This is a genomic window from Longimicrobium sp., from assembly GCA_036389135.1.
Lineage (GTDB): Bacteria > Gemmatimonadota > Gemmatimonadetes > Longimicrobiales > Longimicrobiaceae > Longimicrobium.
This window is the reverse complement of the sequence record DASVQP010000064.1, coordinates 16,383-31,675: the sequence shown is the minus strand read 5'-3', so window position 1 is coordinate 31,675 and position 15,293 is coordinate 16,383. Positions and strand designations below refer to the sequence as shown.

Genomic DNA, 15,293 nt, shown 5'->3' with positions numbered 1-15,293 from the left:
CCTTCCCGTGAACCCTGTGGATGGCACCAAGATAGGGCCCACGCGGCACCCGCCGCCAGCTACTGCCGGGAGAGCACGGCCCCGCGGCGCGCCGGGTGGGCGGACGCGGCACCGCGCCGCGCCCGCCCTTGCAGTTCGAACACGATTACCGGCACCGCCATCGGGATCGCGAGAAAGAGCGCCACGTCCGCCACGTTGCCGGGCGGGAGCCAGTAGGGCGCCCAGTGGAACGAGAGGTAGTCGGTGACGCCCCAGTGCACCACCCGCTCCCCGAGGTTCCCCAGCATCCCGCCGAGCACCGTTCCCACGAACACCGACGCGTACGTCCGCTGCGCCCTGGGGAGCCGGTGCCCACGGCCGATGATCTGGAGGATGACCAGCGAAGCCACCAGCGACGCCACCAGCGCGATGGACTTGCGCGTGCCGAGCGCGAGGTCGTCGTACAGCCCCAGGATCATCGCCTCGTTGCGGACGTGCCAGAAAGCTACACGCCCCGGAATGACCTCGCGGAACGCCCCCACCGGCACCGACCACGCGATGGCCGCCTTGGTGCCCCAGTCCAGCAGCGCGATCGCCGCGGCCACGGCAAGCGCGGGGCGCCACCCGCGCACCGGCTCATGGTCCGACGCGCGCCGCCCCGGCGCCGCATCAGGGCGCCGGACGACGCGGCGGAAGCCCATCATGCGGAGCAGCCAGGGTGCGAGACGTTCTTTCATTTCGCGGCGCGGAGACGGTGCGGGGTGGTGGTAGGGCACTGCGAGGCGGCGTCGTCCGCTGCCCCAATCTACTGCTGCTTCTTCAAGATGCAGGCCCGCCGGATCGGGCGCGGAAACGGAACATTCTGTTCCACCCCCGAAGCCTCGATGCGCCCGTCACCGGCAGCCAGCATCTTTGCCGCTGAGATGATGAGACCGATATGCATTCTGACCGGCTTGTCTCACGCAGAGGCGCAGAGACGCGGGGGAGAACAACAGAGAAAAGCATCACACAGAGGCCACGGAAGGAACTGAAAGCCACAGAGAAAACCTTTTGCGGTTCTCTCTGTGGCTCTGTGTCTCCGTAGGCAGTTGCAGTTCTCTCCTGCGTCTCTGCGCCTCTGCGTGAAGCTTCGTTAAGGGCTTTGCACCTGCACGACGAATGGTATCACGTGCGAGGAGCAGCCCGGCCGTTGCCCTGGCGTGGAAGCCAGATCTCCACGGCGCGAACGCGGCCGACTCCGTGGATCTCGCGCGGCTCGGCGCGGCGCAGGTCGTTCAGCACGCGCTGGGCCCAGGGAAATGCAGGCCGTGCAACGGCTGCCGTGCGCGATTGCGGACGCACCCTGAACCTCGCTGCCGCATTCGGGAAGTCGCCGTTGGCCTGCCGGGCGGTGAGGAGGCCGCGTATAGCGTCCGAGAGCTGGGCGGCACCGATCTCCGAATGCACCAGGATCAGGTCTGCCGGCGTGGCCCCGGGGCGGCGCACGAGCACGAACGGCGCACCCGGCTGGGTGATCGAATCCAGGAGAACGACCGTAGCGGCTACACGCCGTGGCTGCTGTGCCATGATGGCCGGCGCGCTGGACCCGAGCGCGACCAGGCATAGAATAAAAGTTTTCAGTTTCATCGGATTGTATTGGTTGGGGTTCAGCAGGTTGTCGCGTAGCCGCAGTCCCACTCGACCCAGCCAGCCTCCTCGTCCCATACGTCGATGCAGATGTACTCGACCACGGCGAGCGAGCCGCAGACGCTCGTCCCGCCGTTCCCCACGCCTCCGCTCCACGTCACCGTTTCGCCACCCGTCGATTGCCCGGGCTGGAACTGTGTTCCACTGCCCGGTCCTCCCGAGCCGTCGCCGCAGCCATCTCCATTCGGATCACTGGGATCGTAACCGGGGTCGGAAGGTCCCGTGACGAGCGTGTTTCCACCGGTTCCCTCGTCGCAAGCAGCGTTTACGTCTTCCACGGTTCCCAGATGTCCTTCCCACCTGGCCCACCAGATGTGGATGGGTCCCACGTTCGAGTCCCAGCACGAGGCGTTCGCTCTCGCGTCGGTCCAAACCTTTGTGCCAGATTGGTCGACTACCCGCCTTCCCTTCGTGGAAGAGTAGATCCCCGAATGTTGGCTGGTCCACTTCGACAGGGTGAAGGGATTCGCGTCGAAATAGTAACCATCGACTTCGACGTTTCCGATTGACCAGCTGCCCCACCAGAAGGTCTGGCCGGGGCAGGCCGCCGGCTTCTGACCCTCGACGTATCCCGGATCGACGACGATTTGCTGAGCGCTCAGTGAGTGGACTGTCAGTTGTGGGATGAGCAGCGCGAACATGAAGAACAACACCCTCCAGTGACGTCGCCTCGGATGTGGAAGAAAAGGCGTTCTGAGCATTGGGCGCTCCCCTGAATCAAGTGATGGGAAATCATTGTGATGTAAACCGCTACGAATCTTTCGCGAGGCTCTTATGCGGAGCGTTGTCTCAAGGATTGATGTCCCGCTGTATCGTGCTGTCGGGCGCCACCGGACGATCTGGCCGCTTCCAGAGCCGGCGGGCAATCTGGGCCAGCTCGGGATGTGAAGCATCGACGGAGACGATCGGCACCGAGTTGCCTCGCTTGCCCACTTCCTGAAGGAGCGCGATGGTCGGTTCGCGGTGCTCGGGGCGTATCCATGACAGGAGCTCCTGCACCGCGTCGCCATCGAGCGCGGCGGGGAGCGCCCGCAGCTCGGTGCCGGACATCCGGAAGTTCGCTTCGGCACGGGGCAACAGGAGCTCGCTGGGCGTCGGGGTGGAACGCATCTTACCAGCCTCCGTTGTGGTTTCACACGCCGCGGTGAGGCCCAGCAGTAGAACCATTAGAAACGATCTGGACATAATTCCTCCTGTCAGGATCCAAGTAAGAACGTATCTGCTTTCATGGTACGTGGTCCTCCGCGCGATTGGGTGTTCCAGCACGCGGCACGGCATCCTTCAACGTATTCACCATTTCTACGATTGAGGGTGAGCTCAACTACGGCCAGGATTAGCCGAAAAAGAGTGATTATATCTCCCGGGTTTTCCACCTCCTTGCTCCATTAGGTATTTAGAACCGCGCTGCAGCCAGTGTTGAAGCACCACGAGCTACGAGCGGGCGCGCCACTTACGGGACAAAGCCCATCTTCAATAATGTCTCATGCGCACCGGTGTCAATGATTTTCAAGAATTTGAAATGAGCCCGAAGATTGAGCCTACGATGATCCACTTCCTACGCCGCGACCGGTTAGAGTGTCGGACGCGGATTCGCGTTTTCGCAGATTGCCGGCGCTCGCGCGGGTTGATCGTGTCCAAAAGCACGTCAAGACGCATCCTGAAGAACGATGGCGGCTGGCAATGCGGCGCCAGCGCTATGGCACTCGCCGTCGCGCCAATCGACGCCGCGGCACGGCGGGTTAGCGGAGTTCTCTGCGGGCAGCGATGGTCTGTGAATGCGGAAGTGTGCCTTTTGGATAGCACGTCATGGATCTCGTACGGCAACCGGTACCCGCGCGCGAACAAACCGACCCGGACCTTCAGGCCCCAGATTTCGTGTTCGGGCGCGAGCGGGTGCATCAGTGGTCTCCTGCGCCTCGTCCAACGCCAGTGGGGGGAGGATGCCGGGGATGCGGCGGGCCAGCATCGTCTTCCCCGAGCCGGGCGGGCCGACCATCAAGATGTTATGCGCCCCCGCCGCGGCGACTTCCGGCGCGCGCTTGACGTGCTCCTGGCCCCTCACGTCCGCGAAGTCCGTGTCAGCCCGGGCTCGCGCGCGGCGATGCGATGGGGAGGGCGCCGCGCACCGGACGCAGGCCGCTGTCCAGCCCCAGCTCGCCCACCAGCATGAAGTGCTTCAGGCGGTGCCGGGAGCGCAGGTCAGTTTCAGATGTTGACTGTGGACGCGCTGACTTTCGAGGAGGCGTCGGCGCAGCCGGCCCTCGAAGGAAGGGAACCTCAGCTCCGTTCAGCCTGTGCACGTAAGTGCCCACGCAGTCCGCCATCATCCGTCCAGTCTGTTTGCCCTCTGGCGGCCGGCGGGTACGCCATGCACACGCAGATACGGGAACGCACACGGGGAAGGCGAGGAGAGATCATCTCGGCGCCTCTTTCGTTGTTCGGCAGAGTAGCCAACGAGGGGTGCACCGGGTAACTGAATGGCTGCGTTTCACCAGGGTGGCGGGGCGGTCGCGTGTCGACACGAAACGGCACGAATTGTGCGGTGTTTTGCTTTGCCGTATGTACATCTGAGTCCTCTCACACAACCACAGGAGAGTCGGTAAATGCTCGTGAAAAGCGCGCTATGGCTGGGCTCCGCACTGGTGCTCCTCGCCACAGCAACAGCAGAGAGCCAAACCTCCTGTAAAAAGTGTTACGATAATGCTGACGGTACCGCACACACGTTCGGAAACGGCGGGTATTACGGCGCGTTCAACGCGGACTGCTTCGCCTTGAACGCGTGTCACACCTTCTCGGAGCCCGGTTCGTGCATTTCCTACCATTACGGGTGTGGGCTCGAGGCAGCGATGCTAAGCGAGAGGATGAACACCAGCATCGCCCGCGGGAACATGGTCAGGGTGGGTGCGCTCATCGCGGCGAACCCGCGCCTGGTGCGCTTCAGCCCGGCAACCGGGCACGTGTCGGTTCTCGACTGCGACCGGAAACCGCTGATGACGTGGAATCTTCGCCAGGTCCGTTTGGGCCGCGAATACGCGTCCCTCGGCACTCGATCCACGGATCCCAACAACGTTCGGAGGGTAGGATGAACGCTTCATGGAAGACGATGCGCGCCCTGGGCGTGGCGCTGCTCGCGACGGTGGGGGCCTGCGACTCGGGCCAGCAGGAGGTCTCGGCCTCCGGGTCCAGCCTTCCCGCGGTTTCACCCTCTGAGAACGTGGTGACCATCCGTGTGTTCCCGAACGGGAAGTACGGCGTCAACGAGGCCAGGAACCTGGGCGTGAACGACCTCAAGGGCGTGTTCGCGAAGCTCTATGGGCAAAGGTCTGGCCCGCGCGTTGTGCGCGTGCTCGGCTCCCCCGGAGTGACGGGGTACGACGTGGTCATGGCGGTGAACGCGGCGCGTGCCGCCGGAGCCCGGCGCGTCGACGGTGTCGCGGACTACTCCGAGGACGGGTCGACCGGGAACCGAGAGGTCTGGAGCGAGCCGCTCGAGCCGCTTCCCGCCTCGGAGGCCCACGACACCGCCCGGCGGCACTGAGACCCGCGTGGCGTAGACGGAGGGCAGAGACACAGTAGCGGAATCCATGGCCACAGGGGACATCATCCGTTCCCTGTGGCTTTCCCGTAAGATCGCGCTCCATCCCCCGCCCGGGACCTTGCGCCGCCGGCCACGGGACCTCCCGTTTTCCTCGTGTGCCCCCGGGCGATGGCGCGGCTGCGGGGCCCGGCAACCACTACACCGAACCGGAGCAGTCCAGAACGGGCTCGAAACCGGCGGATGATCATCAGCCAGCAGCCAAGCACAAGGGCCCCAAGAGCGACGACGACGAGCCCCGGGGGGAAGTCCCAGAGTGGAGGCGGTGAGCGTCTCGTCGGAGCCGAACTGCGTGTTCGGGTCCGGCGGAGTCGCAACCGTACGTAATGAGCGGCAAACCACACACTGCGCCATCCCCCGCCGACTGCTACAACGAGGGCCGCGAGATGATGTCGCACACCGTCGCAACGACAACACAGCCGCGAGAGCCACCAGGAACAGTCCGGTGGCGGGCCCGGCGGCAGCCTTGAGCACCGTGGCCAGTCCATGGGAGGTCCGACCGGGCGCCATATCATGAAGAGTGCGCACCCCGAGCCGGCCAGTCCCTCATCTGTACGGGATCAGGTGCAAAGCACTTCCTCAAATCTCGACAATGCTGCTCCACGAGCGTGCGGGCATGCGACTCGTGTGATGTACCTCCCATCAATCCTGGCCCGGCACTCCTCGCCTCGTCGGTGAAAAAAATAACGTCCGGGCGGTTGCACGCGCTTTCAGACACGAGGCCAAACGGGCTCGGCGTTCCCGAAGTTTCCGCCTGAAATAGCTATGCCACCGACTCCCCATCACGAACGGGGAGCTTGCGGGTTCCCGTGGCTGCGCGGGGTCATTCCTCATGCCGGCGACCAGGGGAGAGCAAACTTCCGCCCGCGCGAGCGGGAGCATTTTCATCCCGCGGCCCCCCGATCCAGCGACCGGTACTGGATCGACTCCGACACGTGCGCGGTGCCGATTTCGGCGGCGCCCTCCAGGTCGGCGATGGTGCGGGCGATCTTGAGGACGCGGTGGTAGGCGCGGGCGGAGAGGCCCAGCTTGGCGATGGCGGTGCGCAGGAGCGCGTCACCCGCCTCGCCGATGCGGCAGAACTGGCGCAGGTCGCGCGGCGTCATGTGCGCGTTGGCGTGCACGTCCGGACGCTTCGCGAAGCGCTCGAGCTGGATCTGGCGCGCGCGGCGCACCCGCTCGCGGATCGCTTCCGAGGGCTCGCCGGCGCGGCCATCCACCATGTCCTTGTAGCGCACGGCGGGAACCTCCACGTGCAGGTCGATGCGGTCCAGCAGGGGGCCGCTCACGCGCGCCATGTAGCGCTGCACTGCCTGCGGTGAGCAGGTGCAGCCGTGCTGCATGTCGCCGTGGTGGCCGCACGGACAGGGATTCATGGCGGCGGCCAGCATGAACTTGGCGGGGTAGGTCAGCGAGATGGCGGCGCGGGCGAGCGTGACCTCGTGATCTTCAAGAGGTTGGCGGAGAACCTCCAGCACGTTTCGGCGGAACTCCGGCAGCTCGTCCATGAAGAGCACACCGTGGTGGGCCAGCGACACCTCGCCGGGGCGCGGGTTGGAGCCGCCGCCGATCAGCCCCGCATCGGAGATGGTGTGGTGCGGCGCGCGAAACGGGCGCGTCGCCACGAGCGAGCGGCCGGAGCCGAGCAGCCCGGCGACGGAGTGGATCTTCGTGGTCTCCAGCGCCTCGTCCAGCGTCAGCGGGGGGAGGATGCCGGGGATGCGGCGGGCCAGCATCGTCTTCCCCGAGCCGGGCGGGCCGACCATCAAGATGTTGTGCGCCCCCGCCGCCGCCACTTCCAGCGCGCGCTTGACGTGCTCCTGGCCCCTCACGTCCGAGAAGTCCGTGTCGTAGGTGGAGGCGGTGCGAAAGAGCGCCTCGCGGTCGATGGTCGCGGGCGGGAGCTGGCCCTCGCCTTCAAGGAAGCGGACCACCTGGAGCAGGGTGCGGGCGCCGCGCACTTCCACGCCCTCCACCACCGCAGCCTCGGCCACGTTCTCGTCGGGCAGGATCAGCCCCATCAGCCCGGCCTCCCGCGCGGCGATGGCGATGGGAAGGGCGCCTCGCACCGGTCGCAGCCCGCCGTCCAGCCCCAGCTCGCCCACGAGCATGAAGTGCTTCAGGCGGTGCCGGGAGCGCATCTGGCCGGTGCTGGCCAGGATTCCCATGGCGATGGGGAGATCGAAGGCGCTCCCCGCCTTTGGGACGTCCGCGGGCGCTAAATTAATCGTTATACGTTTCGGCGGGACGATGTGCCCGCTGTTCTGCACCGCGGCGATGACGCGCTCGCGGCCTTCCCTGACCGCGCCCTGCGGCAGGCCCACGGTGTTGAAGGCGGGGAGGCCGCTCGCCACGTCCGCCTCCACGGTGACGAGGTAGGCGTGGATGCCGAGGACGGCGCCGGACAGGGCACGAGCGAGCACGGGTTGGGCAGCAGGAGGAAGGGCGCCGCGGGGTGCGGCGGAGCAACCTTCACGGTGCCCGCTAACTGTGTCAAGCGTCGGCCTGAAAGGAGTTTGCGAGCTGGCGCGTCCCGCGCTCTGACCGATTCTTGGCGGTCAGCCGCCGAGGATATCGCCCGCAGTCCTGGCGCATCCGGAGTGCGCCGCCCGTACAATAGATTCCCCCGCGAGTACGGGAGGGGGCGCTCATCCGCGGGTGGACCGGAAGCATGCCGCGGCTACGCGCGAGGCGGAGCGCGGCCGGAGCGACGGCTCCGCGGTGCGGGGGCGAGGCTGACGGCGATGCGCGGCCGGCACCAACGCCCGTCTGCACCGCGGACGGGCGTTGGTGTCCGGAGGTGATGCTGTCCAGTGCCCGCCTGGAGATAGGCCACCTTGCCTACAGCGAGGTTGCTACCCACTCCGGGTCGGCCGGGCGAGGGAGTCCATGGGGGCCCTGTTCCAGTCGGACAACGGCGACTCCGCCGGGAGTGAGCGTTACCAGATCGCTCGAGCCGTAATCGTCACGGTAGAAAGTGATCGGAGACCAGTTTCCCGCATCGTCAAGCGGGTTTTCGAACAGAAGCGTCCAGAGCCGCGACAGAACTCCCGGGCTGGTGATCCGCACCTGGTTCCACGCGGAAGCGGAAAGCTCTGTTCGTGGATACGCGAGAAGCTCGGCCACACGGGCGAGCACCCACGCTGCCCCCATTGACGAGGTGCCGAGGATTGCCTCAAGCGTGCGAGGAGAGTTGCCAGAGGACCGCGCATCGCTCCATTGGAGGTCAGTTGCGCCGAGCCCCATCTGCACGATGGGGTTACCCACGTTCCAGGTCACAGCCTCCTCATGTGCTCTGCCCAGCTCGGTAGCGCAGAGGTGCATCCACTCCGGCGGAAACCGCGATCTCCAGCCAAGGGGCGGCGCCAGCGTTGCACGCAAGGGCGGACCGGTCCAGAGCGCCACGGGCACCAGCCTACGGTTGGGAGGATCAACCGCGACCACCCGCTGCGGTGGCATTTCCCGGCTGTGCCAGACCACCGCGTGCCCGGACCAGCGATGGCTACGTGCGACCAACGGAACCGCAACCGATACGGGCCGTCCCTTCCACGCGAGCGGAAGATCGGCTCCCGACCGATCCACGAGAACGCCGAGCCGCGTTACGGGGAACGGGAGTGGTGCCCACCGCACCGAGCCGGATCGCTGATTGCTCAAATCGACCCGAGGCCTGGAGAGCCCCCACTGAAGCTGACACTCCGCGGGCGGTGTCACGCCCGCAACGCGCGCGCTGAGCAGCGTGAATGGCGAATCCTGGTGAGTGGCCACGAGCCCCTCGACGAGCTTTCTCGCCCGTTCCCCAAGCCAGCCTGTCACGTCCGACCCGTGCTGGTCGAGGTTCAACCGTTCGCGCGCGACGGAGAGTGTACCCACGGCGGGAGAGTGGAAATCAACCTCTGCCGAGACACCGTATCTCTCCCATTCTCCACCACCGGGCTCGGATTCGCCTAGAAGCGCGCTGGCGGAGATGAGGACGCCGAAGGGGGCATGCACTACCTGCTCATTGGGCGAACGAGCGGTGGCGACCCGGACCTCCATTCCCTTCCATGCGTACATCGTGAACGCGCTCGGCATCTCGTAATCTCCGCCCGAGACAGGACGGAGAACGAGGCCGTGTGACTCCTGGCGGGGGCGGATGAACGCGAGAGTCAAACCGCCCTGAACGTTGAAATAGGGGAGATGGAGCCGGTAGCTCCCCACTCCGCCCGGCAACTCCCCCTCCTCGACTTCCCAGCCCAGTGTTTCCACCGCGGTCCGGCGTATCTCACCCCAGCGCCTCGCGTGCCGCCGTACCCGCTCCAGATATCTGGGAGACGGCACCTCCGGGAGCGCATATCCCGCCTCCTCGCCTGAGGGTTGGAACTCCCGCAGCACGGCGGCTGTGCGTTCTGCCTCGTCCAGAGTCCAGCCCGGGGCAAACCGGAACGATGCGTCGGGTGCGGGCCGGGCATCGAACGAGAGATTGCACGGGATGTGGACGAGGGTTGTGCGAACGTACTGCGCGATCTCCGCTGCGAGCCGAGCCGGATCGTGTGCGAGTTCGGACCGCATACGCATCCGCAATTCGGTGCCGTGTGCCATCGAGGAGTCCGCCCGCAGCTCGCCGAAGGAACCCACGCCGCTGGACTCGAACCACCATCCATTCTGTTCTGCATCGCTGGAATCGCTCGCGCGGCGGGTGGTGAGCACCACCTGGTCCGCGAGCATGAAGTAGCTGAGTGCACCGATTCCGAACTGACCCGTGCGCCCCAGCCGGAACCCCGCAGCCCGGCACCGTCGTTCGAGATTCAGGACCTCCGGCCGAACTGGTGAGCCACTGACCAGCAGTGCGTCGCGAATGATCTCCCGCGTCATCCCGGTTCCATCATCACGGCAGACGAGCCAAAGCCGATCGTCGTGCTGCTCCAGCGACAGGCGGACGTGCAGGGTCTGAGCGATCTTTGCGGCGGCCTCAGGATCTGCGGGATACGACGAACGCAGACGCCGGTACGCGATCAGTTCGCGAACGGCGTCGAATGCGTTCTGCAGCAACTCGCGTATGGCCGCCAGCGGATTTCCGTACAGTGCCGTTCCGGACAGCAGGTCCAGCACCCGCCGCGTGTTGGGACGAAAGGCTCCGTCGATGTACTGGTATGCTCCGTCCCTCGGCTCCACATTCCGGAATACGGTGGTCGCCAGCTCCCATCGGTGGGGGAGGTCCGCACCGGGGCCTATCGGCTTTTCAAACCGGGTAGTGTCGGCAAGGCGCCTGCATAGCGCCAACTCGCGGTCGATCCCATCAATCGTCTCCTCCACCGCGCGATGGAGGTACGCTCGGCCCGGCCGGGCATGGGCCGAAAGCCGGCCTCCCTCGAGATGAAGCGTGATTTCGGCATCTTTCTCCCAGTACGTCTTGCTTTCCGCCGCAACAGCCCGGTGCCGAAAGACCACCTCCGGAGTACGCTCCCGGTCTACGTCCAGCACGTCGGCCACCCGCAGCAACGCCGCCAGGTAACGCAGGTGAACTACCTGGGCCTTAGAGCCTACCGGCCGCGGATCGAACTCGCGCCCCGCCAGCTCGTCATACCCGCCATGATGGCTGCGGCACAGCCGGATCAGATCCGCCATCCATCCTTCGTAGGTGCCCAGACGCTCTCGCTCTAGATGGACGCGGATCCACTCCTCGCTCCAGTCGTTGTGCCGATGGCGCGTGTAATAAGTGATGATCTCGTCCGCGGTCCGCACCGTCTCGTCCAGAGCTCGCGAGCCATTCAGGGGAGGGGTGATCCCGTACCCGGCGGCGTCCAGCCACTCCTGGAAACCTGTGTCCTCGTCCGCGTTCAGCAGGTCGCCGCGACCGGTAAGGAGGAAGTCCCGGTGGCGGCGAACCTTGTCCATCTCTGGCGTCATCCCGATGTCGTGCAGGTATGCCGAGAGCAGGAGCAGCGCTACCTCGTAGTCGGACAACGCCGCGAGCAGGTTCGCGGGCAGCAGCCGGACCATCCATTTAGCTACACGTTGCGAATGTTCCGCATCGTGGAGTGTGAAATCTCGTGGCGAAGTGGAGCCGTGGGAAAGCACCTGCGCAATGTCCGGCATCCACCTCTCCAGGAAGCTCCGGACCAGGCCCGTCTCCGGGCCGCATCGGGAGGCGAGTTCCTGCCAGAGTCGCAGGGACTTCCAATCTTCGCGCGCTGGCATCGGCGGCTGGTGTGAAATGGAGAACGGCGGGATTAGGATCGGGGAGTTCGCAACGTACTGATGAGGCCGTGATGGACGCAACCGCGGACACTACCCACCGCCGGGGCGGGTGGCGGTGCTCAACATCGCCGCGCAGCGGGTGCTAGAACGCCGAATGACGACGTGGCGGAGGTAAAGCGCGACGCGGCGGGTTCGTAGTCCCGCCTCAAAGACGGCAGAGACGCAGGGGAGAAAAAACCGGGGGGAGAGATTCAGGGGGAACGGAAAGGCCACGGCGAGCCTCCCTAATCGACTCTCTGTGGCTATGGGGGAGACGATCTGTTGCGGTTTTCTTTTCTCTCCTGCGTCTCTGCGTCAGCGTGGCCGCCTAGAATGCACAGAGGCTTGCTGTAACGTGATATCACGCGTGATGCCCGCCGGAGAGCCGCGCGGCCAGCGCCGCCAGGCAGACGCCCAGCACGGCCAGCGCCGCCATCGCGGGGGATGGGTCCCGGCGGTAGCGGCCGCTGAGCTGCACGCCAAAGAGCACGGCCATCACGGGCAGGCTATGCGCGAAGACGACGCACACGGCCATCAGCGCCCAGCAGACCGAGACGCAGCTCGCGCCCGCTAGCGCGCCGAACCGTGCGCAGTCCGCGTCCGCGCGCCACCCGCGCGGCGCGAGCGGCACGGTGCGCCCGCAGCGGCGCAGCATCCGCCTCCGGAACGGCGCGACCTCCCACAACACCGCCGCCGCCGTCGCGACGCCCGCCACCACCGTCCACCCTGCGACCCGGGTTCCGATGCCGAGTGCTGCCACGATCGCCATCATCGCCAGCATCCACACCGCGAGGTAGCCGGCCAGGAACCCCGCGATGCCGCGATGCCGCCGCCGCCACAGGCTCGATCGCGCCACGTGCCGCACGTGCGGGATGGTCAGCGGCAGCATCATCGCGGCCACCATCGCCCCTGTCCAGCGCACGTCCGTGCCCGCCGCGTGCCCGTGCGGATGCGGCATGACGAGCATCCACACCCACGCCCCCGCGGCGCACACGAGCACCAACCACTCCGGGTGCCGCCACACGAAGCGGCGCGCGCGGTGCAGCACGCCCGGAGCAGCCGCCGCGGCCTTCACGTGTAGAAGAGGCTCACGCGCCCGGCGCTGACGCCGCCCTCGCGCGGGTCCGTCTCGACATCCATAATCTTGCGCCGCACGGGAGTGAACGTCACCCGCAGCCGCGCCGGGTCCCAGTCGCCGGCGTCCTCCAGCCCGCGCGCGACGGCGGTGATCTCGAACGAGAAGGTGAGCCCGCCGCCTCCGTGCCGCTCGTCGCCGCGGGACGCCTCCGCCACGCCGAACATGGAGATCTGGCCGGCGCGGCGCTCGGGATGGCCGGCGGCATCGGCGCCGGGCGGCAGGTTGACGTGCACCATGTACGACGACGCCGCGAGCTCGCTCCCCTCCACGTTCTCGATCTTGAGGTACACGCGCCGCAGCTCCACCTCGATGTCCGACAGGAACTTGAGCGCGGGCCCGGTGGGGGCGGAGACGATGACCACTGCATCGCTGGGCCCGGCGCCGAGCGGGGTGCGCTTCTCCGTCGCGCCCACCATCTCCGGCTGGACGTCTTCGACGATCCGCTTCATCGGCCGCCGGGCGGATTTCACCGAGCGGCGCGTGCCCGGCAGGGCGAGGCTATCGTAGCGGTAGCGCAGCGGCTCCGCCTTGGTATCGACCACGTCCCCCACCTCCAGCGTAACCGCGGCGTCCCCGCTCCCGATGGTGAACCGCATCCCGCGCCACTTCGCGCCGGTGGGGTTCGCCCGCCGGACGTCCGTCTGCGCGAGCCACGCCTCCCAGAGCCGGTCCAGGTTGCAGTGGTGCAGCCAGAAGACGGGATCGAGGCCGGCGGTCTGGAAGCGGCTCATCCACCCGGGCGGATTCCTCCCCCCGATTCCCATGTGGACGCCGCCGTGCGGAACGTTTTCCAGGCTCCCCACCACGCCGCCCGCATCGTTCCACCCCGTCACCGCGCCCCCGAATCCGCCCGTGTTCGGATCGGCGAACACCTTTTCGCGCATGGCGTCGTCCACCAGCACCGCGCTGGCCGGCAGCTTCGTGCCGTCGTTCATCCCGGCCGCGCGCTGGCTCGTGTACAGCGGGTTGGGCTCGCCGGCGGGCATCGTCGGCTGACGGAAGGCGGGCGGCAGCATGCGCACGTCGCTCCGCGCGGGATCGCTGTAGTCCCAGTACGGCAGCGCCCAGTCGCCCGGCCCGCCGAGCTCCGCCACCGCGGCGCGGACGACGGTCTCGAAGTAATGCAGGGAGATGCGGTGCCACGGAAGGAAGTACCAGCTCGCGTGCTGGCACGCGTTCCACGTGGCGCCCCTGGGCCAGCGGGTGCGCGGGATGTCCGTGCCGTGCACCGCCGCCAGGTAGCCCCAGCTCGTGGGATCCGCGAAGTGCTCGCCGTTCCGCGACCGCAGCTCGTCGACCGCCCGCGCGTAATACTGGATGGTGGGGTGCCAGGGATCTTCCCCGCTCAGCTTCCAGACGTCGCGCCGCTCGTACATTCGATGATCCTATGGGAAGCGTGATGGAGGACGCCTGCACCATAGGACGGACTGCGCCTGCGAAATTCCCTAACGCAGAGGAGTCAACCCACCTCAGTCAAACCGATGCGAGGGCGCCGACGGGCCCACGCACCCCCCGCAGGATCACCGACACGACGAGCACCGACCACAGCATCGCGAGCGCGATCAACAGCAGCCCCGCCCAGTGCGCGTCCCCGAGCCGGTGGATCAGCGCGAGCGGAACGATCCCCGCGAGCACCATCGCCACCCCCAACGGCCGGCGCGCGGGCGCGTCCCGCACGAACCGTTTCTCCAGCAGCAGCGCCGGCACCCCGCCGAGCACGACCCCCAGCGCCTCCCGCTCGTACTCGCCCTTCCCCACCACCCCGGCCGCCAGGCCAACGACGATGGCAGCCACCCCCAGCACCCCCACCACCACGAAATCCCTGAACGGCCGCGTCGCCAGCCACCTCTCCAGCCGCCGCCACGCGGGCCCGTACGCCGCCAGCAGCAGCGCCCCGATAACGGCCGAGCCCAGCACGTCGCCCAGGAAGTGCACCCCCAGGTACAGCCGCGACACCCCAACCAGCACCGTCACCGCCGCGGGCACCCAGAGCGGCACGCGCCCGCGCACGTACAGCACGCCCCACAGCAGCAGCGCGAGCAGCACGTGCCCGGATGGGAAGCTCCCGATCTCGATGATCTCGTAGCGGACGATGGAAGGATCGTTGGGCCGCGGCACGTTGAAGAGGAGGTTGAGCGCCAGGCTCGCCAGCGCGTTCACCACCACGACCCCGCCTACCGCGTACGCCTCCGCGCGCCCCCACAGCAGCAGCGCGAGCGCCACCACCAGCACCACACCCCACGGCGTCCCCAGCTCCGACGCCACCCAGAACCCCTCCGGGTGCCCGAGCCCAAAGAACCGCTGCACCCACGCGATGGTCTCGTGCCTGAACAGCTCGCTGACGATGGGCGGCAAGGCTTCCTCACAGTTAAGTCATGACGGTCGGCGCACGCCGGTCACCGCATGGGAAGCCCTGTGAACTGCGAGGTGTGGGCCAGCGGCGGAATCCCCTGTTCATCAGGAATGGAACCGAAAGGGCCTCCCCTTAGGAGGCCCTCCTCGTTCGTTCGCCAAGATTCTGTGAACCGCCTGATTGGCTTACCCGCGCGGCGCATCAGGCGCAGGTGGTCCCCGGGACAGAGCTGCGCTTGCGTGTGCTACGTGTCCCATACTAGGGCGTTGTAGAGGATGAACGCACCCGAGGAGCGACCTGATTGTTCGTCAGCGCCGCGTCGGCGA

The 15,293-nt window shown here is 66.9% G+C and carries 11 protein-coding genes; 2 read left to right on the top strand and 9 right to left on the bottom strand.

The window, feature by feature from the left end; genetic code table 11:
* Positions 1 to 59: 59 nt before the first annotated feature.
* The 4 genes from VF584_15760 to VF584_15745 form a co-directional block, all read right to left on the bottom strand.
* Complete coding sequence (locus VF584_15760; GenBank protein ID HEX8211629.1) at positions 60 to 716, bottom strand: signal peptidase II; 657 nt, start codon at positions 714 to 716, stop codon at positions 60 to 62.
* Positions 717 to 1,143: 427 nt separating this feature from the next.
* Entirely contained in the window at positions 1,144 to 1,656 is a 513-nt protein-coding gene (locus tag VF584_15755; protein HEX8211628.1) for a hypothetical protein, read from the bottom strand.
* Positions 1,626 to 2,306, bottom strand: a complete 681-nt coding sequence (locus VF584_15750; protein ID HEX8211627.1) for a hypothetical protein — start codon at positions 2,304 to 2,306, stop codon at positions 1,626 to 1,628. The genes VF584_15755 and VF584_15750 overlap by 31 nt, the downstream gene beginning before the upstream one ends.
* Before the next feature lie 148 nt (positions 2,307 to 2,454).
* Positions 2,455 to 2,775, bottom strand: coding sequence for a hypothetical protein (locus tag VF584_15745; GenBank protein ID HEX8211626.1), 321 nt, complete (start codon positions 2,773 to 2,775; stop codon positions 2,455 to 2,457).
* Positions 2,776 to 4,526: 1,751 nt separating this feature from the next.
* On the opposite strand from VF584_15745, the gene VF584_15740 reads away from it, so the two are divergent.
* Together VF584_15740 and VF584_15735 are read left to right on the top strand one after the other, a co-directional pair.
* The gene (locus tag VF584_15740) at positions 4,527 to 4,751 is read left to right on the top strand and encodes a hypothetical protein (protein HEX8211625.1); all 225 of its coding nucleotides are present in this window, start codon (positions 4,527 to 4,529) and stop codon (positions 4,749 to 4,751) included.
* Positions 4,748 to 5,203: a hypothetical protein gene (locus tag VF584_15735; GenBank protein HEX8211624.1), complete on the top strand. Its 456-nt coding sequence runs from the start codon at positions 4,748 to 4,750 to the stop codon at positions 5,201 to 5,203. The genes VF584_15740 and VF584_15735 overlap by 4 nt, the downstream gene beginning before the upstream one ends.
* A 941-nt stretch (positions 5,204 to 6,144) precedes the next feature.
* Here the strand turns inward: VF584_15735 and VF584_15730 are convergent.
* The 5 genes from VF584_15730 to VF584_15710 form a co-directional block, all read right to left on the bottom strand.
* Positions 6,145 to 7,683, bottom strand: a complete 1,539-nt coding sequence (locus VF584_15730) for a YifB family Mg chelatase-like AAA ATPase (protein ID HEX8211623.1) — start codon at positions 7,681 to 7,683, stop codon at positions 6,145 to 6,147.
* A 418-nt stretch (positions 7,684 to 8,101) separates the two neighbouring features.
* Positions 8,102 to 11,335, bottom strand: a complete 3,234-nt coding sequence (locus tag VF584_15725) for a hypothetical protein (protein HEX8211622.1) — start codon at positions 11,333 to 11,335, stop codon at positions 8,102 to 8,104.
* A 502-nt stretch (positions 11,336 to 11,837) separates the two neighbouring features.
* Positions 11,838 to 12,551 carry a DUF2182 domain-containing protein gene (locus VF584_15720; GenBank protein HEX8211621.1) on the bottom strand — a complete coding sequence of 238 codons (714 nt, stop codon included), beginning with the start codon at positions 12,549 to 12,551 and terminating at the stop codon, positions 11,838 to 11,840.
* Entirely contained in the window at positions 12,548 to 13,990 is a 1,443-nt protein-coding gene (locus tag VF584_15715) for a tyrosinase family protein (GenBank protein HEX8211620.1), read from the bottom strand. The genes VF584_15720 and VF584_15715 overlap by 4 nt, the downstream gene beginning before the upstream one ends.
* Before the next feature lie 97 nt (positions 13,991 to 14,087).
* Positions 14,088 to 14,969 (bottom strand): phosphatase PAP2 family protein, encoded by an 882-nt coding sequence (locus tag VF584_15710; protein ID HEX8211619.1) that lies wholly within the window; start codon positions 14,967 to 14,969, stop codon positions 14,088 to 14,090.
* Positions 14,970 to 15,293: the final 324 nt, after the last annotated feature.